The organism is Vibrio nitrifigilis (assembly GCF_015686695.1).
GTDB lineage: Bacteria > Pseudomonadota > Gammaproteobacteria > Enterobacterales > Vibrionaceae > Vibrio > Vibrio nitrifigilis.
Map to the genome: position 1 here is coordinate 759061 of NZ_JADPMR010000001.1, position 23003 is coordinate 782063.

General features: G+C 44.2%; 21 protein-coding genes. 13 read left to right on the plus strand and 8 right to left on the minus strand.

Translation table 11 applies throughout. The features are described from left to right. Nucleotides 1-288: 288 nt before the first annotated feature. Genes I1A42_RS03475 through I1A42_RS03485 form a run of 3 tightly spaced genes read left to right on the plus strand, consistent with a single transcriptional unit; the run spans nucleotide 289 to nucleotide 4128 of the window. Complete coding sequence (locus I1A42_RS03475) at nucleotides 289-1017, plus strand: gluconate 2-dehydrogenase subunit 3 family protein (protein WP_196122657.1); 729 nt, start codon at nucleotides 289-291, stop codon at nucleotides 1015-1017. A gap of 16 nt (nucleotides 1018-1033) precedes the next feature. Then, entirely contained in the window at nucleotides 1034-2803 is a 1770-nt protein-coding gene (locus tag I1A42_RS03480; protein WP_196122658.1) for a GMC family oxidoreductase, read from the plus strand. Between the two features lie 5 nt (nucleotides 2804-2808). Then, entirely contained in the window at nucleotides 2809-4128 is a 1320-nt protein-coding gene (locus tag I1A42_RS03485) for a c-type cytochrome (RefSeq protein ID WP_161153502.1), read from the plus strand. Between the two features lie 124 nt (nucleotides 4129-4252). Here I1A42_RS03485 and gstA read toward each other — a convergent pair whose 3' ends face one another. Both gstA and I1A42_RS03495 read right to left on the minus strand, forming a co-directional pair. After that, nucleotides 4253-4855 carry a glutathione transferase GstA gene (gstA, locus tag I1A42_RS03490; protein ID WP_196122659.1) on the minus strand — a complete coding sequence of 201 codons (603 nt, stop codon included), beginning with the start codon at nucleotides 4853-4855 and terminating at the stop codon, nucleotides 4253-4255. Between the two features lie 127 nt (nucleotides 4856-4982). Further along, on the minus strand, nucleotides 4983-5726 hold the full coding sequence (locus I1A42_RS03495) for a YciK family oxidoreductase (RefSeq protein ID WP_161153504.1): 744 nt from the start codon (nucleotides 5724-5726) through the stop codon (nucleotides 4983-4985). An 88-nt stretch (nucleotides 5727-5814) separates the two neighbouring features. Here I1A42_RS03495 and sohB point away from each other — a divergent pair, with 88 nt between their 5' ends. Continuing rightward, nucleotides 5815-6876, plus strand: a complete 1062-nt coding sequence (gene sohB, locus I1A42_RS03500) for a protease SohB (protein ID WP_196122660.1) — start codon at nucleotides 5815-5817, stop codon at nucleotides 6874-6876. Between the two features lie 250 nt (nucleotides 6877-7126). Then, nucleotides 7127-8086, plus strand: a complete 960-nt coding sequence (locus I1A42_RS03505; protein ID WP_196122661.1) for a transposase — start codon at nucleotides 7127-7129, stop codon at nucleotides 8084-8086. 221 nt (nucleotides 8087-8307) lie between these two features. On the opposite strand, the gene fes is transcribed toward I1A42_RS03505, so the two are convergent. Together fes and rrtA are read right to left on the minus strand one after the other, a co-directional pair. Next, nucleotides 8308-9624: an enterochelin esterase gene (gene fes, locus I1A42_RS03510; RefSeq protein ID WP_196122662.1), complete on the minus strand. Its 1317-nt coding sequence runs from the start codon at nucleotides 9622-9624 to the stop codon at nucleotides 8308-8310. A 95-nt stretch (nucleotides 9625-9719) separates the two neighbouring features. Beyond that, nucleotides 9720-10274, minus strand: a complete 555-nt coding sequence (gene rrtA / locus I1A42_RS03515; protein ID WP_196122663.1) for a rhombosortase — start codon at nucleotides 10272-10274, stop codon at nucleotides 9720-9722. A gap of 3 nt (nucleotides 10275-10277) precedes the next feature. On the opposite strand from rrtA, the gene I1A42_RS03520 reads away from it, so the two are divergent. Beyond that, nucleotides 10278-10886, plus strand: coding sequence for a tRNA-uridine aminocarboxypropyltransferase (locus I1A42_RS03520; RefSeq protein WP_196122664.1), 609 nt, complete (start codon nucleotides 10278-10280; stop codon nucleotides 10884-10886). Nucleotides 10887-10890: 4 nt separating this feature from the next. Here the strand turns inward: I1A42_RS03520 and I1A42_RS03525 are convergent, their stop codons facing one another. From I1A42_RS03525 to I1A42_RS03535, 3 genes are all read right to left on the minus strand, one after another. Then, the gene (locus I1A42_RS03525) at nucleotides 10891-12207 is read right to left on the minus strand and encodes an anti-phage deoxyguanosine triphosphatase (protein ID WP_196122665.1); all 1317 of its coding nucleotides are present in this window, start codon (nucleotides 12205-12207) and stop codon (nucleotides 10891-10893) included. A gap of 43 nt (nucleotides 12208-12250) precedes the next feature. Further along, nucleotides 12251-12835, minus strand: coding sequence for a 5'-deoxynucleotidase (gene yfbR, locus I1A42_RS03530; protein WP_196122666.1), 585 nt, complete (start codon nucleotides 12833-12835; stop codon nucleotides 12251-12253). Nucleotides 12836-12975: 140 nt separating this feature from the next. Then, nucleotides 12976-14190 carry a pyridoxal phosphate-dependent aminotransferase gene (locus tag I1A42_RS03535; RefSeq protein ID WP_161153511.1) on the minus strand — a complete coding sequence of 405 codons (1215 nt, stop codon included), beginning with the start codon at nucleotides 14188-14190 and terminating at the stop codon, nucleotides 12976-12978. A gap of 219 nt (nucleotides 14191-14409) precedes the next feature. Here I1A42_RS03535 and I1A42_RS03540 point away from each other — a divergent pair, with 219 nt between their 5' ends. The 7 genes from I1A42_RS03540 to I1A42_RS03570 all read left to right on the plus strand — a co-directional run bounded on the left by I1A42_RS03540 (nucleotide 14410) and on the right by I1A42_RS03570 (nucleotide 22058). Then, the gene (locus tag I1A42_RS03540) at nucleotides 14410-15714 is read left to right on the plus strand and encodes an isochorismate synthase (RefSeq protein ID WP_196122667.1); all 1305 of its coding nucleotides are present in this window, start codon (nucleotides 14410-14412) and stop codon (nucleotides 15712-15714) included. After that, nucleotides 15711-17426 carry a 2-succinyl-5-enolpyruvyl-6-hydroxy-3-cyclohexene-1-carboxylic-acid synthase gene (gene menD / locus I1A42_RS03545; RefSeq protein WP_196122668.1) on the plus strand — a complete coding sequence of 572 codons (1716 nt, stop codon included), beginning with the start codon at nucleotides 15711-15713 and terminating at the stop codon, nucleotides 17424-17426. The genes I1A42_RS03540 and menD overlap by 4 nt, the downstream gene beginning before the upstream one ends. Before the next feature lie 3 nt (nucleotides 17427-17429). Continuing rightward, nucleotides 17430-18215, plus strand: coding sequence for a 2-succinyl-6-hydroxy-2,4-cyclohexadiene-1-carboxylate synthase (gene menH, locus I1A42_RS03550; RefSeq protein WP_196122669.1), 786 nt, complete (start codon nucleotides 17430-17432; stop codon nucleotides 18213-18215). A 45-nt stretch (nucleotides 18216-18260) separates the two neighbouring features. Beyond that, on the plus strand, nucleotides 18261-19127 hold the full coding sequence (gene menB / locus I1A42_RS03555) for a 1,4-dihydroxy-2-naphthoyl-CoA synthase (RefSeq protein WP_161153515.1): 867 nt from the start codon (nucleotides 18261-18263) through the stop codon (nucleotides 19125-19127). A gap of 244 nt (nucleotides 19128-19371) precedes the next feature. Continuing rightward, on the plus strand, nucleotides 19372-20373 hold the full coding sequence (menC, locus tag I1A42_RS03560) for an o-succinylbenzoate synthase (RefSeq protein ID WP_196122670.1): 1002 nt from the start codon (nucleotides 19372-19374) through the stop codon (nucleotides 20371-20373). Next, nucleotides 20346-21767 carry an o-succinylbenzoate--CoA ligase gene (gene menE / locus I1A42_RS03565; RefSeq protein WP_196122671.1) on the plus strand — a complete coding sequence of 474 codons (1422 nt, stop codon included), beginning with the start codon at nucleotides 20346-20348 and terminating at the stop codon, nucleotides 21765-21767. The genes menC and menE overlap by 28 nt, the downstream gene beginning before the upstream one ends. A gap of 105 nt (nucleotides 21768-21872) precedes the next feature. Beyond that, the gene (locus tag I1A42_RS03570) at nucleotides 21873-22058 is read left to right on the plus strand and encodes a hypothetical protein (protein ID WP_196122672.1); all 186 of its coding nucleotides are present in this window, start codon (nucleotides 21873-21875) and stop codon (nucleotides 22056-22058) included. Here the strand turns inward: I1A42_RS03570 and I1A42_RS03575 are convergent. Beyond that, nucleotides 22009-22932, minus strand: a complete 924-nt coding sequence (locus I1A42_RS03575) for a YeiH family protein (RefSeq protein ID WP_196122673.1) — start codon at nucleotides 22930-22932, stop codon at nucleotides 22009-22011. The two genes, I1A42_RS03570 and I1A42_RS03575, sit on opposite strands and share 50 nt — an antisense overlap. Nucleotides 22933-23003 lie beyond the last annotated feature (71 nt).

Below are 23003 nucleotides of genomic sequence, written 5' to 3' on the forward strand. Positions count from 1 at the left end.
AAAAAACTATCACTAAGGGGTTAACAAGATGTTGTTATTTAGTACCTGTAGTGTATTTTATTAAGGAGTTGTAGTATTTCGTTACAACTCCTTTTTCTCACAGCGTCCTTGAGACTTATGCCTGTCAGAGGTCTGACTGTGATTTCTGTTTTATCCTACGTATCACTTTCTGTGACGTTAGCGATAGTTAGCTATCTTTTGTGGTGTTGGTTAACACTAACATTGATAAACGACGAGCATAATATCATGGGAAAAGGTTAGGTAATTCTCCCTGTAAAGGATAATCATATGGATAGAAGACACGCGCTTAAGTTTTTAGGCCGCGCTGCATCTGCACTGGCTATTGCGCCACATGTTGTTAATGCGAAAGAAATGCATGGGGTGCCACTAGAAACAGCAATGAATGCTGACCATTTGCCTCAGCCTGCGCAAGCTGGATGGCAAGTATTGACGGATCCGAAAGACCGTGCAGCACTTTCGGCAATTTTTGACCGTATCATTCCTGCGGATCAATATGGCCCATCTGCAACAGAAGCGGGTTGTATCGAGTTTCTTGATGACCAGCTTGCTGGTGATTATGGCTCAGGTAAAGCGCTTTATTTAGAAGGTCCAATGGACCGTAAAAATGAAGAAATGCTGATGGGTAAGCCGCAGTTCTTAGCAACGCCTAAAGAACGTTATATGACCGGTATCAAAGCTCTAGAACAATACTCTCAATCTCATTTTGGCAGTTCTTTAGATGCTTTGTCTCCAGATAATATGGATCAGTTCTTATTGAACCTAGAAGCTGGAAAAATTGATTTAGGTAAAGACGTTGATGGTAAGGCTCTATTTGAGCTGATGATCCAAAACGCACGTGAAGGGTACTTATCTGATCCGCTTTATGGCGGTAACCGCAATATGGCGGGTTGGAAGATGATTGGCTTCCCAGGTGCTCGTTATGATTACCGTCCTTACTTAAGCCGTCCAGGCGAAAATCTAGAACTAATTCCAGTAAGTTTAATCCCGAACGATTAAACCGGAGCAAATAATAATGGCAATAGAAAGAGCAAAAGCCGATGTCGTGATCTGTGGTTTGGGGTGGTCTGGTTCGATCATCGCAGAAGAGCTGACACGAGCTGGCCTAAATGTCGTGGCAATTGAACGTGGCGCATGGCGCGATACGTCGACGGATTTCCCACCAGCTGTCGACCCTGATGAATTACGTTGGCAGACTCGTCGTGCAATGACTCAGCCAATGAGTGTTGAAACAACGACTTTCCGTAATAATCCAAAACAAGATGCAGCACCAGTACGAAACTGGTCAGCGTACCAATTTGGTTGGAACGTTGGTGGTGCTGGTACCCACTGGGCAGGCATGTCTTGGCGTTTCACTCCTTGGGACTTCGAAGTCGCAACCAAAACTCGTGAACGTTACGGTAAAGATAAAGCGAAAGGCCTACAGGTACAAGACTGGGGCGTGACTTACGACGAAATGGAACCTTACTACGACCGCTTTGAACGTATTGCTGGTACGTCTGGTAAAGCTGGTAACATTAAGGGTGAAAAAATCCCAGGTGGTAACGTATTCGAAGGTCCTCGTTCTCGCGATTATCCAACTCCGCCATTGCAAGACACAAACTGGACAGCGAAATATCGTAAGCTGACTACTGATCTGGGCTACCACCCATTTAGTGTTCCTGCTGGTAACCTTTCTCAGTCTTATGTAAACCCACTAGGGGTTTCTATGGGACCTTGTACTTACTGTGGTTTCTGTGATTTCCACGGCTGTGGTAACTTCTCTAAATCGTCACCTCAAGCATGTATTTTACCTGCATTGATGCGTCGTAAGAACTTCACGCTATTAAGTGAAACAGAAGTACTTCATGCTGTGAAACACAAAGACGGTAAAACAGTAAAAGGTGTTAAATTCATTACACGTGATGGTAAAGAAGGCTTCCAGCCTGCTGATATCGTGTGTATCACCGCTTACCAAATGGATAACGTTCGTCTAATGCTTCTTTCTGGCGTAGGTGAACAGTATGATCCTCGCACTGGTAAAGGAACGATTGGTCGTAACTACAGCTACCAAACGTGTTCAAGTGTGACGGGTTTCTTCGATAATGAATACATGAACCCATTCATCGGTGCAGGTGCTCTTGCGGTGCAAATCGATGACTTCAACGGTGACAACTTCGACCACAGTAACGTCGATTTCATCGGTGGTGCCGGTATCATGGCGTTCAACACCAATGGTCGCCCAATTCAAAATGCGGATGGCATCCGTCCAGGTACTCGTCGTTGGGGTACTGAATGGAAGAAAGCCTTCTCTCGTGATTACCAAAACGCAGCGACGCTATTCTGTCAGGGCACTTCAATGCCAACGAAGAATGCTTTCCTTGATTTAGATCCTCGTTATAAAGATCGTCACGGTCAGCCACTGCTTCGTGTAACTTTCGATTGGAATAAAAACGACCAACGTATGTCTAAATACATGACAGAACGTGCGGTTGAACTCATGAAGAAAGCGGGTGGTAAAGATCTGATGATCGATAACCAAGCCGAAGCTAGCTGGAACCCATACAAACAACACAGTTCACACACTATCGGTGGTGCTGTGATGGGCGCAGATCCAACAACATCTGCATTGAACCCATACTTACAAAGCTGGGATGCGCATAACCTATTTGTTGTAGGTGCTTCTGCATTCCCTAACAACGGTGGTTATAACCCAACATTGACCGTAGGTGCACTATCTGTTCGTGCTGCTCGTGCGATTCATCAAACCTACATTAACAATCCTGGTCAGTTAGTGAGAGGTTAAGGACGATGAGTACGAAAAAAGGAAAAATCATTCGCATTATCGTGCTACTCGTCGTTATCGTAGCGATTGTAGCTGGTTGGATGCTATGGAAAACGTTTGATCTGTCTCGTTCCGATGCGGCTGACGACACAGTAAAACTTTCTGAATTTAAAACAGATGATACTGCGGCGATTAAGCGTGGTGAATATATCATGCGCCTTGGTGACTGTTCTGCTTGTCACACTGAAGGTCATGGTGAAATGGCGGGTGGTTACGATATCGAAACTCCGTTCGGTTCACTATATAGCTCAAACATTACACCCGATCCAGAAACTGGTATTGGTAATATGACTGAGCGCGATTTCTTCAATGCGGTACGTCAAGGTATTGGTTCACATGGATTCTTATATCCTGCAATGCCTTACACTGCATACGTGAAATTCACTGACCAAGATATGCATGACCTATGGGCTTACTTCTCAACAGTGAAACCTGTGAAAAACGACATTGAAGAAACGAAAGATATGCCTTTCCCATTCAACGTTCGCCTATCATTGGCTGGCTGGGATATGTTGTTCTTCGACAATACTGGTTTTACTGAAGATAAAGCAAAAGGTGATGAATATAATCGTGGTAAATACCTTGTTGATGGCGGCGGTCACTGTTCTGCGTGTCACAACCCACGTAACTTCATCGGTGCAGAAATTAAGAGTAAGTATCTGCAAGGTGGTAACTTAGGTACATGGTATGCACCAGATTTAACGCCAAATCCACATAATGGTATTAGTGAAATGAGCGTTGATGGTATTGCTGAATACCTAAAAACAGGCTCAAACGGTATTGCTGTTGCATCAGGCCCTATGGCAGAAGCTGTTCAGCACTCTACTCAATACTTCACTGATAGTGATTTGAAAGCGATTGGCGTATATCTAAAAGCGTTACCAGCGTCTGAAGGTGGTAAAACTTATCCTAAACTGGATGTGACTAAACGAGCAGGCCTCGACTACGAGGTAAACTGTTCAGCATGTCACGGCCTAGAAGGTGAAGGTATTACTGGTATGGTTCCTGCGTTTGCAAAAAATAAAACGATTGCAGCGGAAGATCCAACAAACCTTATCCATGCAATGCTAAAAGGTACTCGTGCACCGTTTACACATGTACGTACTACTGCAGCAGGCATGCCATCATTTGCTTGGAAAATGAACGACAAAGAAATTGCTGACGTTCTAAACTATGTTCGTAACTCTTGGGGTAATACCGCAAAAGAGATTACGCCTGACCAAGTAGCAGAGATGCGTAAGACTGTTGGCGCTCGAGATAAAATGGCGACACCACTACAGAAATAATCATGTGGTGAGCTAACTCTAGCTTGAAATATAAAAAGGTCGAACTGTATTCAGTTCGACCTTTTTTATTGCACTCATCATAAGGGCGGTTAACGATGTGATAACCACTGGTGGTGGCTAAATGTTAGATTAACCCTTCTGCTTTTAGTGCTGCTTGAGCGGCTGGACGCTCTGCAATACGAGCTGCAAATGCTTGCAGTGTAGGCCAAGGAGAAAGATCAAATTTCACAAAGCCTGCCCAGTTTAAAACGGTAAACAAGTAAGCATCAGCGATAGAAAATTGATTATTGAACAAGTAATCGTTATTTCCTAGAGTGTCAGCAATCCAAGTTAAACGTTTGTTGAGCAGTGTTTCAGTGCTGGCACGGGCATCCGCCGATTGTTTAGGATTGAACATCGAGCCCATTGGTTTGTGAATTTCAGTAGAGATGAACACCATTAAGCTTTGTAACTGATAACGTGCTTCACCAGAGGATGGAACAAGATTCGCTGCTGGTTTTAGATCGGCGATGTATTGTGAAATCACCAATCCTTCAGTTAGAAGATCACCATTGTCTAATTGCAGAGCCGGTACATAACCTTTGCTGTTGATCGCTAGATAATCTTCGCCAGTCGCTGTTTTTTTCTCTTTAAGATCGACTTGAACAAGTTCAAAGGGGAGACCTAGCTCTTCTAATACGATATGTGGAGCGACAGAACAGGCTCCTGGGGTGAAATACAGTTTCATAATGAGACGCTTCCTTGTTGGCTAATTGCTTGATAACAAGCATTAGTGAAGAGTCTTAGTCTAAACACCACATTAGAACAAACAAGTACTTACCTTTTAGTAAGTACCTGTATGCATATTCATGTTTTTAGCGCTTGGGTTGCGCATCGATGCATTGACCGTGTATCGCCTGTCCTTCTGGAGCCATCAGATATACATACAATGGAATAATATCTTGCGGGGTTTTTAGCGTATTGGGATCTTCTGCCGGAAAAGCAGAGGCGCGCATGTCTGTACGAGTGCCACCCGGGTTAATCGCATTAACACGGACCGATGTATTGCTTAATTCATCCGCCAAAATCTGCATCATACCTTCTGTGGCAAATTTAGAGATGGAGTAAGAGCCCCAATAAGCACGACCTTCATGGCCCACTGTAGAACTGGTAAAGACTAAACGTGCGTCCTTGGATTGACGTAGCAGAGGCAATAAAGCTTGAGTCATCAAAAACTGGGCTTTGACATTCACTTGCATGACATCATCAAAGGTCGCTTCTGCGATTTGTTCTAATGGGCACAATTCACCGAGTAAGCCTGCATTGTGTAAAACACCATCTAATTGGCCAAATTGCTCTTCGATGGTGGATACCATTGCATGATAATGTTGCGATGTTGCACCTTTTAAATCGAGAGGAATGAGCGCAGGTTTTGGGTATCCTGCGGTTTCTATTTCATCGTAAGTTTGTTCTAATTTAGCCACGGTACGGCCAAGTAAAATGACTGTCGCCCCATGTGCGGCATAGCTTAGCGCGGCTTGTTTACCAATACCATCACCAGCACCTGTGACAAGGATGACTTTACCTTTTAAAGTATCGGGAGAGACGGAATAATCCATATGTGACTCCTAATTGTTAGAATTTCGTTTCAGTCTGGGTGACAAGATGGTTACAATACACTAATTCGCATTAAAGAGGATATGAACATTGGAATTTTTGATGGACTATGGTCTGTTTCTGGCCAAGATAGCGACGATTGTTGTTGCTATTGTTGTGTTGTTAGTCATCGTCAAATCCGTCGGTGGAAAACATCATAGTGCGAAAGGGGAATTAGTTGTTACTAACTTAACCGAAAAGCATAAACACACTGTTGAAGAGTTAGAGCACCATTTGCATGACGATGCATTTTTAAAAGCACGTCATAAAGCTGAAAAGAAAGCTGAAAAAGAGAAAAATAAAGCTCGAGAGAAAGACGTTAAAAAATCAGCGAAAGCGGGTGAATTAGTTTCTACTCGTGCTCCTTATGTTTTTGTCTTGGAATTTAATGGCAGTATCGATGCAAAAGAAGTTGGCGCTTTGCGTGAAGAAATCACAGGTATCTTAGCGGTTGCGCAAGAGGGTGATGAAGTGCTGCTGCGCTTAGAATCAGGTGGTGGCATGGTTCATGGCTATGGTTTGGCTGCGTCTCAATTAGATCGCATTAAAAACGCGGGTCTAACACTGACTATCTCAGTAGATAAAATTGCGGCAAGCGGTGGCTACATGATGGCATGTATCGCTGATAAAATCGTTTCTGCGCCCTTTGCTATTGTGGGATCAATTGGTGTGGTTGCACAGCTACCAAACTTCAACAAGTTGTTGAAAAAACATGATATTGAGTACGAACAGCTTACTGCAGGTGAGTATAAACGTACCTTAACTATGTTTGGTGAAAACACCGATAAAGCGCGCGATAAATTCAAACAAGAACTGGAAGAAACGCATGTTCTTTTTAAAGACTTTATCCGTACTCACCGCCCTGAACTAGAGCTTGATAAAGTGGCAACGGGTGAACACTGGTTTGGTACTCAAGCATTAGAGCTTGGTCTAGTCGATGAAATCAAAACATCAGACGACTTAGTGGTAGATGCCTGCAAAGATAAAACCGTTCTTGCGGTGCAATATGTGCAGAAGAAAAAGCTCACTGATAAAATTTCTGGTGTTGCTGGTGAAGCTGCCGACAGCGTATTTCTGAAACTTCTAAATCGCGGTCAACGCCCAATCGTATAATACCTTCCAAGCCCTGCCCAGCAGGGCTTTTTACTGCCCATTTTTTATCAGGACAGACACATTACTGCCGCTCTTTTTAGTAAGGACAGTCAACATAAGTTGCGGCCTGTTACCATTCTCATTTGCAAGGACAGACAAATTAATTTCGTCTGGTCTTTTTGAATTCTCTCGCAGTTTTATCGCTCACAAGGCAATAGGTTCAGTTTTTGATGTAAAACATTGATATCCCCTTTTATCAAGGATATTGATTATGACAACCGCCCGAAAACATACTGTGGATCTTAATGTTACACCTTATTATCACTGTGTTTCTCGCTGCGTTCGTCGCTCATATCTTTGCGGCTTCGATGAGTTTTCTTGCAAAAGTTATGAGCATAGAAGGGCATGGGTTGAACAACGTATCTTACTACTAGCCACAATCTACTGTATTGATGTCTGCGCTTATGCTGTGATGAGTAATCATTACCATTTGGTTGTTCATGTGAACAGAGAAAAAGCACAGCACCTTTCTGATCATGAGGTTATTGAACGTTGGGGAAAAATTCATAGCTTACACCCTCTGACCGTCAGATATCTGTCTGGGGAACTGATGACGAAATCAGAGAAGAGAGCGGCACAAAAGTTGGTTAATCAGTGGCGAGAACGTTTGTATTCATTGAGTTGGATGATGAAAGATCTCAACATGGATATTGCCAAGCAGGCCAATGTCGAAGATGGTTGTACCGGGCATTTTTGGGAAGGACGATTTAAGTCTCAAGCTTTATTAGATGAGCAAGCATTATTGGCAGCTATGACTTACGTCGATTTAAACCCTGTGCGAGCGAAAATCGCGCCAACACCAGAAATGTCCAATCATACATCAATTAAATATAGACTTGATTCAATGGCACTTCATCAGGCTAAACCAAACGAATTATTTCCTTTTTCTGGCAATGAACACCAAGAGAAAAATCAAGGTATTCCGTTTAATTTCAATGAGTATTTGGAATTACTTGATTGTGTTGGTAGGCAACATCGAGATGATGAGAGAGGGAAAATTGATAACACTATGCCCAATATTATGCGGCGAATTCATACCGACAAAAACACATTCTTATCGATATGTTCAGCAATAGAAGGAAAACGTACTCAGTGGGTTGGATCTCAACATCAACTCAAGCAAGCTAAAGCCCATCTCAAACAGCATCGAATCCACGGAATCTGTTTATAACATCTTCTCTTCGGTGGTTAACTTCTCACTGACATACCACTTCTTCACAACTCGAACCAGATATAAACAAGAAAGTACGTTGAGTTGCTCATGTACCTCAATAAGAAAATGACAATTAACGCTCTTACTTGCTTAATTTATCATGACTGTCCGAATAGGAGCTTATTACTAACTTGACTGTCCTTGTAATAAGCCCTTCAAAATAGCTAATCAGTCAGTAATTAATCTGTGTGTCCTGATAACACGTAATGTAGCCCTTGCATTAATCCACCACGCCAACAGAGGCGTTCATGACCGCCGTCGTAGACAACGTATTTAGTGTGTGATTGACCATGTTGAAGTAGGGCATCGGCAACCTGTTTGTTGAGTTCTACCATACGTTTTTCACGTAACCCAACGTCAAGATAAGAGCGAATCACGGCCTTTTTATCGAGTTCATTTTCAATAAAATCAACAAACTTCGCATCTAACTCTGGTAATGATTCATCTTTGGATGTTTGGCGAATTTGTTGGCGATGAGGCCACCAAAATGACCCTGATGAGCTCACTACGCAACCGAAGCGATGAGGCCAATTTAGCGCAGCATACATTGATGTTAAACCACCATAACTTTGCCCAGCAACCACTGTTTTTAGCGGGTCTTTCGTTACTGAATAGTAAGTGTCCACTATCGGCAAAAGCTCTTGCTGAATCGCCTGCCAAAACGCTGGATTGCAGGGAAGATCTTCACCTCGATGGCGTGGGTTGATAGCATCAATCATGACATAGACTGCTGGGGGTAAGTACCCACTATGCGTATTGTCATCTAGGGCTGAGAATATCGGCAACTCTTCTGCCCAAAAATCCCCATCTTGAAGAATAACCAAAGGAATATCTGATGTTCCTTCTGGTGCTGTGCTGTATAGCCAAACGCGGCGAGATTTTTTCATGATCTCGGAGTGCCAGTTGAACGTTTCTAAATGTGTCTGTCCTCGTAATTGGCCGCCGCTTTGGTCGAAAGGTTGCCAGCCGGGTTGAGAAGGCGCGTCAGGCATCGAGTAAGGGGAAAATTCTTGGCCCCATGGGCAATGGGGAAGGTTGCGTTTTTGTAATGGGTCAACAACGGCGAATTGGTGCATGGTCGTCAATAGCCAGCGGCGATGCTGCTGTTTTTGTTCTGCTAAGGGGCCTTGATACGTAGGCTGTAATCCTAACTCAGAAACAGGAACTATTGCGTAAGCACCACGCCATGCATGAGGTAGCTGACAACAAAAATAATAAAGGTCAGTCTCTTTATAACGAGTAAATGTATCAGGATTAAAGCTGTGGTGATCGGTAATACCATGGATATCGACATACACGGCTGCAACATCGTAATCGACTGTGTTACGCCAAATAAAGCAGGCCTCAGATAAATCTTCCGTCATCTTCACCAATAGTGGTGTCCCAATTTCAGCAGCAGTTTGCCACCATTGTTCTGATGCAATAGGTAGCGAATTGAGCTCTGGATATTGAGCAATAAAAGTCGGTAAATCTGAAGAGGCTTGGCTAAGTTGCATGAATCTGTCCTTACCACGGATAGCTCGTTAATGACTTGGCAAAGGTTAATCAATTCAGAAAGATAAAGCTAGAATAATAATTATTATCAATTGTATCATTTGATTTCACGATGATTTTGATACCACCACAGAACCATACTAATCAGGCATCCACCACAAAGACCGATGAGGTGTGCTTGTATCGCGACTTGGGCTCCGATGAGTCTAGCGGTTTCTTCTGGAGCTCCGAATGTTTGCTCCCACATCACTTTAGCAATGGCACCAAAGAATAATAACCAGCTTGACTTGCGTCCTTCTAAGGCTTCTTTTAGCGCTAAACTGACGAACAATCCGTGCAATGTACCAGATAGCCCCACATACCAAGTAAGGGAGGTAAAGAGGAGTAAGGTTCCGACAATGAGGCTAATACTGATCAATAGAACCGCAAGTCTCTTGGCTGAGGGCTTGAAAATAAAGCCAATGAGCCATAAAGCTGCTAAATTCATTCCAAGGTGAGCAAAGTTGGTATGAACGAAGTTTCCTGTTAGGATGCGCCACCACTGGCCGTGCTCAATCGCAGGTAGTGTCCACACCGTGAAGTGAGCCAGTGGCTCATATTGAAGCCCTAGGCAAACAAAACTGATTAACAGCAGTAATAGGTAAAGATTCACATTATGTCCCGATATTGTTCCCAGTGTGGTAAAGCACTTAAAGTCTGTATTTGCTCATCAATTGAGTCGATTCAAACGGATGTTGAGCTTATCATTCTTCAGCATCCGACAGAAGAACATCGTCCTATGGGATCGGCGCGGATTCTATCGCTCTCGTTGCCGAACAGTCAGTGCTTTGTTGGGGAAGATTTTCGTGAGCATCATGAGTTACAGCAACTGTTGAATGAAGATGGCGTGGATCATTATGTGCTTTATCCCAGCGATGTGTCTGTTGTCGCCACTGAGATTATGTCTGTAAGTGGAGACACTAAAAAAACACGTGTCATTTTGCTTGATGGCACGTGGAAAAAAGCATTTAAGATGTGGCAAATTAACACTCAGCTACATCATTTACCCTGTTTGCATTTACCGAAAGAGTTATCAGGCAATTACCGGATTCGTAAGGCGCCGAGTGAGAATGCTCTATCGACAGTAGAAGCGGGATATCATGTTCTTTCGTTGATTGAGCCAGAACGAGATTTCACTCCTTTAGTGCGTGCATTTGAACAAATGATTGATACGCAGATACGCCACATGCCGCCGGGTGTATTTGAACGTAACTATTTGCAGTAATGACCTAACAACTAAACAGCTCTTGGTGTAGACGCTGCGCGTAGCCGTCGGTCATGGCGGCAATGTAATCGCACAATACGCGCATGCCATCGCTGTTGGCTGCCTCTGCTTCCAACCATTTTTCTCTAGTGGCGTCTGGAAGAAGACGCTCTGGGTCAGCACTAAGCGCTTCAAAGAGATCCATGATCATTTGTTGCCCCTTGTATTCAAAGCGTTGTACTTGGGGAATATGGATCACATATTGATTGACGAATTTTTTTAATACCTCAAGGGCGTAGGCCATTTCTGGCGCGAGATAAGCGTTATAAGCGAGCAGTGGATTTGTGAATTCACCCGCGACTTCTTCTACGCTAATACTCGTCAGTAAGGCATTAACAATTCCACCTATCGCATCTTTACGAATGTAATGTTTACCAGAAAAAAGCATATTGGTGAGTTCATCAATTTGGCTGGCAAACCAACTTTCGGGATAGTGACTCAGTGCCAAGTGAGCACTTTCATCCCATTGTGATCGAGTGACCATACCGAGAACGATGGCGTCTTCGAGATCATGGACACCATAGGCAATATCATCGGCAAGTTCCATTATCGAGCAATCGAGTGATTTGTACTGAGTCTTTCGGTGTTCGTAAGGTGAGTTAGGCGCTTCGCGCATCGTGCCTAATCGCTGTTTATCGTCCGCAGAGAGAGGCTCGCATACCCAATCAAATAACGCTTTATCACAGTCATATAACCCTTTAGCGGGCATCCAATCTCGTGCTTTTAATTGACGGGGATTAGTGACTGCTTCGGCTTGTTTTTCAGCGCGAGTTTCACTCAATAGCGCAGGGTATTTTAATAAACCTAACAGCGTGCGCCGGGCTAAATTCATCCCGTGATGTTCAGTATAAGGCTCAAGGCTGGTTACGATCCGAAAAGTTTGTGCATTACCTTCAAATCCACCATGCTCACGCATCATAAAATTTAATGCAATCTCACCACCGTGACCGAAAGGGGGATGCCCAATATCGTGAGCAAGACACAGCGAATCAATCAAGCTATCGGATGGCATTAGCGGGCGAAACTCAGGCTGCTTATTTTTAAGCTGCGCCACAATACCTGTGCCTATTTGAGCAACCTCGAGTGAATGAGTTAAACGAGTACGGTGGAAGTCGTTCAGGTTGGTGCCGTGAACCTGAGTTTTGGCCTGTAAGCGGCGAAAGGCAGCAGAATGTAAGACTCGGGCGCGATCACGCTGAAATGGGCTGCGATGATCATTACGTCGAATCTTATGTTCGTCGTTATTGCGTTCTTGCCAGCGTTCATCAATTGAAAAAGGCATAAAACCTCCTTTTGCCGCAGATATTATTCGAATTTACAACTGGTTAACTTATTTCGTCCAGTGTTAATTCAAAACTTGGGGCGAATGTGTGGAGAAAATAGTCCATTTCTTCGGTATAACGCTCTTTCAGCGTGACATCGAGGCGTTTTTTCGCCAAGGCATATTCTTGGTTACCCGCGCTAAGTTCTTCCAAACATTTCAAATAGGCACATAAGCAATCGGCTTGTTTTACGACCGCTGCTTCAATGGGATCGGCTGCTTCGGCTAACAAAAAGGGGGTAAAATCTTCTTGAAGCTCTTCTGGAAGCATGGCTAAGAGACGTCTTTCTGCCGCAGACTCGATCTTTTTATATTCTTTAGCAATCTCAGGATTGTAGTACTTGACTGGGGTAGGGAGGTCACCAGTGAGCACTTCACTGCTGTCATGATACATGGCTTTAATTGCGATTCTTTCTGGATTGAGATTACCGCCAAATTTTTTATTTTTAATGACCGCAAGTGCATGAGCGACAAAAGCGACTTGCAGACTGTGTTCGGAAATATTTTCGCTGGAGACAGAACGCATCAATGGCCAGCGTTGAATCAATTTCATACGAGCAAGGTGAGCAAAAAAATGGCTCTCTTTCATAGCGATTTGACATCCTTTATAAAACACATAGGCACAGTGTACAAAAGACGAACGTATACACCAACCTCAGTATTGAAGAACTGACCATAAAAAACGGGCGTTAAGCCCGTTTAGAAATTTCAATCAATTGCCAGCAATGATTATTGACGATAAGTGCTTAAGAAACGCTCGAATCGGCTGATGGCAACTTCTAATGTCTCGACATAAGGTAGGGTGACGATACGCACGTGATCAGGTTCTGGCCAGTTAAAACCGGTACCTTGTACCAACAGAACTTTTTCCTGAATTAAGAAATCTTGCACCAGTTTTTGGTCGTCTTTGATGTTAAATTTCTTTTTGTCCAATTTAGGGAATAAATACATAGCCCCTTTCGGTTTGACACAGGAAACCCCCGGGATCTGATTGATCATTTCCCATGCTCGGTCGCGTTGCTCTAGCAAACGGCCGCCAGGGAGGATCAGTTCATTAATGCTTTGGTAGCCACCCAGCGCGGTTTGAATCGCGTGTTGCATCGGTACGTTGGCACATAGACGCATTGACGACAGAATATCAAGACCAGCCACATAACCTTTGGCAAGGTGTTTTGGTCCGGTTAAAAACATCCAGCCCGCTCGGAAACCACAAACGCGGTAAGCTTTAGAAAGTCCGTTAAATGTTGCTACAAGTACGTCGTCTGTTAGTGACGCGACGGAAGTATGCGTCGCACCATCATAGAGAATCTTGTCGTAGATTTCGTCGGCAAAAATAATAAGATTGTTTTGTCGAGCGACCTCGATGACCTCTAATAGAAAGTCACGAGAGTAGACCGCACCGGTTGGGTTATTCGGGTTGATAAGGACGATACCACGAGTTTTTTTCGAGATTTTCTTCTTAATATCATCAATATCTGGCATCCAATCTGCTTGTTCATCACAGATGTAATGCACAGCGTTACCGCCAGCCAAAGAGGTTGCTGCAGTCCAAAGAGGATAATCAGGTGCAGGAACAAGCATTTCATCGCCATTATTAAGCAGTGCTTGCATTGCCATCACAATCAATTCAGATACACCATTGCCCACATAAACGTCTTCTACATCGAGATTACGCAGACCTTTTTTCTGGTAGTGCTGAACGACTGCTTTACGCGCTGAGTAAATACCTTTGGAATCACAGTAGCCTTGTGAGGTCGGTAAGTTGCGAATAACGTCAACCAGGATTTCATCAGGGGCATCGAAGCCGAATGGGGCGGGATTTCCGATATTTAGCTTCAGAATTTTATTCCCCTCTTCCTCCATGCGCTTAGCATGTTTGAGTACTGGACCCCTAATGTCGTAGCAGACATTATCGAGTTTTGACGACATCTCGATATTTTGCATTGTCTTAATCCTGATTGTGAAATTTTTGTATTACCAACCTACACTAAATAGCTATTTTTTAGAATAAAAATCTGAAAAATTATTGTTATTGATAAGTAACCAAAATTGAGCTGGAACAATCAAGGGGGAAAAAGATGTTGTACAACCTTGATTTAAGTGTGCTCTCTCAATAGAGTAGCTCAACTGAAACACCGAATCCCTTGTTCTCCCGAGGTTGCTTTGCCTAACTTTCACCAATTTATTCATCAGCTAATTACCCGTATTCAGCAAGCGAAAGAATATGATGTTCGTATTGAACTGCCTTTAGATACTGCCCCTGAATGGTCATTGATTGATTGGCTTGATGCTCAGCCTATTTACCCGAAATTTTATTGGCAGTCACGCGACGCTAGTGAAGAGGTGGTAGCATTAGGAGCATTGGCAACATTTACTGAGCCAACGCCAGCCTATGCGATTTTGGGAGAGCAGCAACGAGTATGGGGTGGCCGTTCATTTGATGGGCGCACTAATAAAAATCGCCGTTGCATGTCAGCCCTCTTCTTTTTGCCACAGATTGAAGTGATCCGTCGGCAAAATGGGTGGTTCTTGGCTGCTAATATCAATCATGACGTTGAAAAGGTTATTCAGTCACTACAAAGTTTAGTGATGAAGGACATTGAGCAGCAGAAAATTAATACTGAGATTGTTGATGTCACGCATTCTCCAACCGAAGCACAATGGGCGTCTTTAATTGATGATGTGCTTTGCGGTATCGATAAAAATGCGTTTAAGAAAGTCGTATTAGCGCGTGAAACTCGTTTAGCCTTGTCTAACCATCTAAGTGCAGCTCAGTTATTGAACGCCAGCAAAGCGGCGAATCACCATAGTTTTCACTTTATGTTGGTGTTGGACGATAAACACAGCTTTATGGGGTCGACACCTGAACGTTTATATCAACGTTCAGACAATCAACTCTATACCGAAGCGTTAGCCGGTACGATTGGCCGCGGTCAAGATCGGACAGAAGACGAGCAGTTATCGACTTGGTTGTTAAATGATGAAAAGAACGTAAATGAAAACCAATATGTAGTGGATGATATCGTCGATCGCATTACGCCATTAGCGAATAAGATTGAGGTGGAAGAGCAAGTCTCATTGGTGAAATTACGCAAAGTTCAACATTTACGTCGTAAAATCGCCGCCACACTCAACACTGATATGCAGGCACAATTGCTTGACGCATTGCAACCAACGGCAGCTGTTGCTGGCTTACCACGTAAAGAAGCGTATGATTTTATTTTAGAAAAAGAGCCGTTTATTCGCGGTTGGTATGCAGGCTCTATGGGGTATTTTAGCCTAGATAGTGCCGAGTTTTGTGTCGCGATACGCAGCGCTTTGGTATTAGAGAATGAAGTTCGCCTATTCGCTGGGGCGGGTATTGTTCCTGGATCGATCGCTGAGCATGAATGGCAAGAATTAAACAAAAAAATGTCTACATTAAAAAGTCTTATTGAGCAAAGTCAGCCGCTAGAGGTGGCAGTATGAGCCACGATCAAGCGGTACTTAACCGAATTTGGAGCCGAACTCTTTTAGCCGAGTTCGCGCGTTTAGGAGTCAAGCATGTATGCGCTGCTCCTGGATCACGTTCTACGCCACTAACATTAGAGGCCGACCAAAATAGCCAATTTACTCTGCATACTCACTTTGATGAGCGTGGACTGGGTTTTATGGCGCTGGGGCTAGCAAAGGCAAGCCAAGAGCCGGTCATTGTTATTGTGACCTCAGGAACTGCTGTAGCGAACTTATTGCCTGCGATTGCTGAGTCGAAATTAACCGGTGAGCAACTGATCATTTTGAGTTCGGATCGACCGGTTGAGCTGGTGGATTGCGGAGCTAATCAAGCAATTAACCAAGTCGGCATTTACTCGTCGCATGTGAATCATAGCTTAAACTTACCGTCACCGAATACTCAGGTGCCTTTGGCCTGGTTGTTAACCTCGATTGATAATGCTTATTTTCAGCAGCAACAAACGGGTGGCAGTATCCATATCAACTGCCCATATCCAGAGCCGCTTTACTCAAATGGTAGCGATGATCTTTACCAAGATTATTTAGCGCCGCTGCAAGATTGGACTCAATCATCCGCCCCATACTGTGAACGTTATGTTGATAATGCATTGATGGTTCCACAAACCTTGCCTTGGTTAGAGAAAAAAGGTGTCGTTATTATTGGTGCTGTCGAATTGAACGAAGCGCAAGCCGCTAAGCAATTTGCTGATGAATTAGGTTGGCCTTGCTTGTGCGATCCACAATCAGGGGTTGGATCTGAATGGGCTTTTTTCGATATTTGGTTGCAAAATCAGTGTGCTACAGACAAACTAAGCGAATGTGAGCATGTTGTGCAATTTGGTGCACGTATTGTGTCTAAGCGATTGAATCAATGGCTCAGTCAACAGGTGCAGTCACATAAAGTGGGTTACGATTATATTTCGAGCCAAGCTGAACGCCAAAATCAAACGCATCTGCCACAGCATCATTGGGTGTGTGACATTGCTCAGTGGGTTGAGCAGCGGTTGAACCAACGCTCCCTATTTGAGCATCAGAATGCAGGGTGGGGCGATGAGCTTAAACGTTATTCAATGCACTGTCGTGAACTCTCAGCTTTACATCTAAATAGTGACAAAGTAAGCGAAGTGGCTATCGCACTAGATTTAAACCGTAAGCATACTTCACATACGCTCTTTTTAGGTAATAGCTTGGTGATTCGCCTAGCCGATATGTTCAGTGATTTACCAGGGTTACCTGTTTATGCTAACCGTGGCGCTTCAGGGATCGATGGCTTGGTCGCTACAGCAGCCGGTGTGCAGCGAGCGACGCAACAGCCGCTCTTAATGCTTATTGGTGATACGTCATTATTGTATGATCTTAATTCACTCGCGATGATGCGTCATACTCAGCAACCAACGGTTATCGTTGTCACTAATAATGACGGTGGCGCTATTTTTGATTTGTTGCCTGTACCAGCAGAAAAACGGCAAAAATTATATCAAATGCCACATGGTATGGATTTCTCTTATGCTGCGGCGCAGTTTGGTTTAGCTTACTTGTGTCCAGAAACCGTTACCGCTTATCAAACTGCAGTCGATACCCACTTAAGTTCAGGGCGCGGTACGTTACTGATTGAAATAAAGAGCCAACCAGAAGAAGCATCGCAACATATCAAGCAGTTGGTTGGTCAAATTAAACAGTTAGGATAATTCATGCTCAGTAGCCGCTGTTCTCAGACATCTTTTTCATCGCAACAACCGGTATTGGTCTTTTTGCATGGTTTACTCGGCAGTGGCTCTGATTGGCAACCGGTATTGGAACACATTGATTTACCATGGATAACGGTTGATCTGCCGGGGCATGGACTTAGTCAATCGGTCTCTTGTTCAGGATTTGAGGATTGTTGCACGATGGTCGCTCAGGTTGTAATGGCACAGCTAGGGAGTGAGACGCCATGCTACATCGTTGGCTATTCATTAGGGGCGCGAATCGCCATGGTAGCAGCTGCAAGCGGCGCTTTTTCAGAGCTTAACGTTAAAGGTTGGCTCATCGAAGGCGGCAATTTTGGCCTTATTGATGAAGAGGCCAAACAGACTCGTTGGGTGAATGATACGAACTGGGCGACGCGTTTTGAGCAAGAGCCTCTTGAACAGGTTTTAAGCGATTGGTATCAGCAACCGGTGTTTAGTTCGCTAAACCATGAGCAAAGACAAATAATGATCACAAAACGTAGTGATAATCTTGGTAACAAGGTAGCAGAAATGTTGCGTGCAACGTCTTTAGCGAAGCAGCCTTATCTGTTATCAACCTTAAAGACGCTCACTTTACCTATGCATTATCTCTGCGGGGAGCGCGATGCTAAGTTTCGCCAACTTGCTCAACAAAGTGGTTTGCAATACAGCCAAATAGCGCAGGCGGGACATAATGTTCATCAGGAGCAGCCTTTGGCATATGCTGCTGAACTTCAACAATTTATTCGTCAACATTGTGGCAGTTAATTTTATTGAGCGATAATGTTGGCCACAACAACAATGGGAATCACCATGGCTAAAACGGTAGGCATTTCAGAAGAAGAGCTTTACGCACCAGTTGTTTGGAAAGACTGTAGCGCAAGCTACGAAGATATTCACTACGAAAAATCAGAAGATGGTATTGCACGTATCACCATTGCGCGTCCGCAAGTGCGTAACGCGTTCCGCCCTCAAACAGTGAAAGAGATGATCAATGCATTGGCCGATGCTCGTTACGATGAAGCTGTTGGCGTGATCATTCTGACGGGTCTTGGCGAAGATGCATTCTGTTCTGGCGGTGATCAGAAAATCCGTGGTGATTACGGCGGTTACAAAGATGAAACAGGGACTCACCACCTGAACGTATTGGACTTTCAACGTCAAATCCGCACTTGTCCAAAACCTGTTATTGCTCAAGTGGCTGGTTGGGCTGTTGGTGGCGGCCACGTACTGCACATGATGTGTGATCTTACGATTGCTGCTGAAAACGCTCAATTTGGTCAGACTGGCCCTAAAGTTGGCTCATTTGACGGCGGTTGGGGGGCATCTTACATGGCTCGTATCGTTGGCCAAAAGAAAGCACGTGAAATCTGGTTCCTTTGCCGTTTCTACGATGCTCAAGAAGCATTGGATATGGGTCTAGTGAATACGGTTGTGCCGCTTGCTGATCTGGAAAAAGAAACCGTTCGTTGGTGTCGTGAAGTGCTACAACACAGCCCAATGGCACTACGTTGTCTAAAAGCGGCATTGAACGCAGACTGTGACGGTCAAGCAGGGCTTCAAGAGTTGGCAGGTAACGCAACTATGCTGTTCTACATGACTGACGAAGGTCAAGAAGGTCGCAACTCGTTTAACGAAAAACGTCGCCCAGACTTCAGCAAATTCCCTCGTAACCCATAGAGAGAATTGACCTCATTATTTAAATGGGGCTGCAATGACGGTGGGGAAGCCTTGTCCCCACTGTTTTATCAAGTGATGATATGTCGCTGAGTTAGACCAAGGTGTCATTTACGCCAGCTCATCGACATCTCATTATTTAAGGCAAGCAGCCGTTAGTTAATCGCTGCTGTCTCGCATTAAGTATTTGATTCGTAATTTACTCGTACTTAATGAACTTTGACTTACCCAATGTATTAGGATTGATATGCGCAGCGCAAAACTGTATCGCTACACCCTGCCAATGGACAGTGGTGTGATTCTTCGTGACAACAGACTAAAAGAACGTGAAGGTTTCATTGTTGAATTATGCGAGCAGGGGAATATTGGCCGCGGTGAGATCGCGCCATTACCCGGCTTTAGCCAAGAAGGCGTTGAAGAAGCAGGAGCATTAGCGAAGGAACAGCTCGAACTTTGGCTACAAGGGGAAGCACTCGATTATGATGCTTTGTTCCCATCTGTTGCTTTTGGGCTTTCTATGGCAGAGCTCGAACTCGCGGGTGAATTGCCAGTAGAAGGTAATTACCAAGCTGCGCCTTTATGTACTGGCGATCCTGATGATCTTCTTCCTGCATTAAATGCAATGACAGGTGAGAAAGTGGCAAAAGTGAAGGTGGGGCTTTACGAACCTATCCGAGATGGAATGTTGGTGAATTTATTCTTAGAGTCGATGCCTGATCTTAAGTTACGTTTAGACGCCAATCGCTCCTGGACCAAAGAAAAAGCAGAAAAATTTGCTCAATATATTGCGCCGTCAATGCGCCATCGCATCACGTTTCTTGAAGAGCCGTGTCGTTCTCCTTCTGATAGTATCTCGTTTGCGATTGATACGGGGATTTCTATCGCTTGGGATGAAACGCTGCAAGAATCTGTGCGTAACCCTGAGTTTCGTTTGGGGGATTTGATGGGCGGTAAGGCGATTATTATTAAGCCAACGTTAATAGGCTCAATACAGCGTTGTATCTCCTTGATCAACACGGCAAAAGAAGCAAAACTGCAAACCGTGATCAGCTCCAGTATTGAATCAAGCCTCGGATTAAATCAACTTGCCCGTTTAGCTCATTGGCAACTGCCTAACGAAGTACCTGGATTGGATACAATCGGGTTGTTTGCTGAACAGTTAGAAGTGCCATGGCCGGGTTGTTCCTTACCTGTGGCCGAGTTAAATAGTCAAACTATCGTATGGCAAGCGGAGTCTCAGTCGCTATGACGCCTTGGCAACAGTGGTGTCAGCAAGCGCCAAATCGAGTTGCACTGCAAAGTTCAGAGCAAACACTAACTTGGCAAATGCTGTGCGATCAGGTAAATCAGTACGCTTCACAGTTAACGGCTCAGGGAATTCGTTCTGGCGATGTTTTAACTATCGTCGGTAAGAACCATCCTTCAACTCTGATGATATTTTTAGCGGCTCACCAAGTTGGCGCGATCTGCGCGCTGACGATGCCGCAACCCGTTGCCCAACTGCAGCCTAAACTGGATACCTTATATAAAGCAGGCCAATCAGCATGGGTATGGTTAGCACCTTCTGCGCAAGTATCTCGTGAAGAAATCGTGGCTTTAGAACGTGATGTGTCGGTCATCGAATTAGTTGCAAAAGATAAGAGGGATGATCCAGAAGATCATTACGATATCAATAACCTAGCAAGTCTGATTTTTACCTCAGGTTCCACAGGAACTCCTAAAGCTGTGGCGCATAATCACCAGCAGCATTTTGCTTCTGCTCAGGGATTATTAGAGTGGTTTACCTTCTCTGAACAGGACAGTTGGTTACTTAGCTTGCCTATGTATCATGTTTCGGGCTTATCGATCATTTATCGGTGGTTAGCGGCAGGGGCGTGCTTAAAACTTGGTAATGGCGATTTACTCTCTGATATTCATGGAGTGAGCCACGCCTCTCTGGTTCCAGTGCAGTTAAAGCGGCTTCTCGACAGTCGTCAACCTTTGACATTAACCCATGTGCTATTAGGGGGAAGTCATATTCCTCAAGAGCTTGGTATGCGAGCGGCGCAGCTCGGTATTGAAACTTGGCTGGGCTATGGCATGACAGAAGCTGCGTCGACAGTGACTGCTCGTAAAGTAGAAAGTGGTGAAGGTGTCGGCCGTATTATTCCTAATCGTGCACTTGAAGTTCGAGGAGAACGCATTTTTATTGGTGGTCAGACGCTAGCCTCGGGTTACTACCGTCAGGGATATCTGGTGTCTATCACAGACGATTTGGGCTGGTTTGACAGTAAAGATCTCGGTTATTGGCAAGGGGAAGAATTAGTGGTCATCGGACGTGCAGATAATCTATTTATATCAGGTGGAGAGAATATTCACTGTGAAGAAATAGAAGCCGTATTAAATGCACATCCGCACGTTCAGACAGCAATGGTCGTTCCTGTTAAGGATGATGAATACGGACATCGCCCCGTTGCTGTATTGCAAGGTTGCGAAACCATAGACAAAGCAAGCTGGGATCACTGGTGCCAAGAGAAACTAGAGAAATTTAAATGGCCAATTGTGTATTACGTGATGCCGGAAGTATTGACTCAAACGGGGATTAAAGTGTCTCGCAAAGCCCTGAGTCAGTGGGTTGATGAGCAACGCCACACCAATTCTTAGACTCTTTTTAAAGAAAAGTTATGAGATAGATGAAAACAGAATTTTCTCTTCTTATAACCTCAACGCATAATAATCCTAGATATCAGTGAATTTAGGATAAAGACTGTGTTAGCGAAAATTCTGTTAGTTGTTACGATTGTTCTTCAATTAGTTGTAGCCATCACACAGCAAGGATGGCTACGTTCCGTGTCTGAGCTCTCTGCATTCCTGCTGGTGGCGACTTTGGCTTATCTATTCCAAATTAAAGCGGGTGAGTTAAAAGCCAAGCAAGAGACGAGCAAGATATTGTAATCCACAATGATACGCCGAAGATAAATGGCTTAGGGCCAGATTGTTTAAGGCGACCAATCGATATACCACATCCAATTAAGTACAAGCACACCACCAATAGTTGTTTCGATACCATAAAAATTCCATGGTAAAAAACTTGCCACTGTGGCAGGAGATCGGTAATCGCTATCGCCAAGCAATAAAACAAAATGAAGTAAGGGATCGTGATTTTTTTCGATTCACTACGAAATAAAAAAGCACTAAAGAAAGCCACAGGAATGATCCATAAGGCTCGCGCCAGTTTGAGCGTTGTTGCTGTTTTCAGCGCTTCAGTCCCATAGGCCGACGCAGCACCAACGACTGATGATGTGTCATGAATCGCAATCGCAGCCCATGTCCCAAAAGTTTGTTGGTTAAGTCCGACTAAATGCCCAATCATCGGAAAGACAAACAGCGCCACCGAATTTAAAACGAATACAGTCCCTAGCGCTAAGCCTATTTGGTCATCATCTGCCTCAATAGCTGGGGCTACCGCTGCTATCGCACTCCCACCACAAATTGCCGTACCGGATGCAATTAGGTGTCCTGTTTTACTATTTAGTCCAATGACTTTTGCCACCATCGATCCAATCACTAACGTACCGATAATTGTGAAAATAACGATGCCAATGCCATGGCTGGTCACGCTTAAGGCTTGCTGGAGCGGAATACCAAACCCCAATCCGATGATGGAGTAAGAAAGCAGCTTCTTGGTCATTTTAGTAATGGCAAGTCCTTCTGGAATTAACCCCAGTGAGGAGATAAAAAAACCAAGCACGAGAGCAGTAGGAGACGTCAATACGGGAGTAAGACAGAGTAAAAGCCCTGCCCAAAAGAGAATATGCTTAAGTTTCATAAATCAGGCCAAAAAGTAATAACGAGTGAGACGCCATTGTAACGTAAGTCACACTGTCAAAAAGTCTTAAT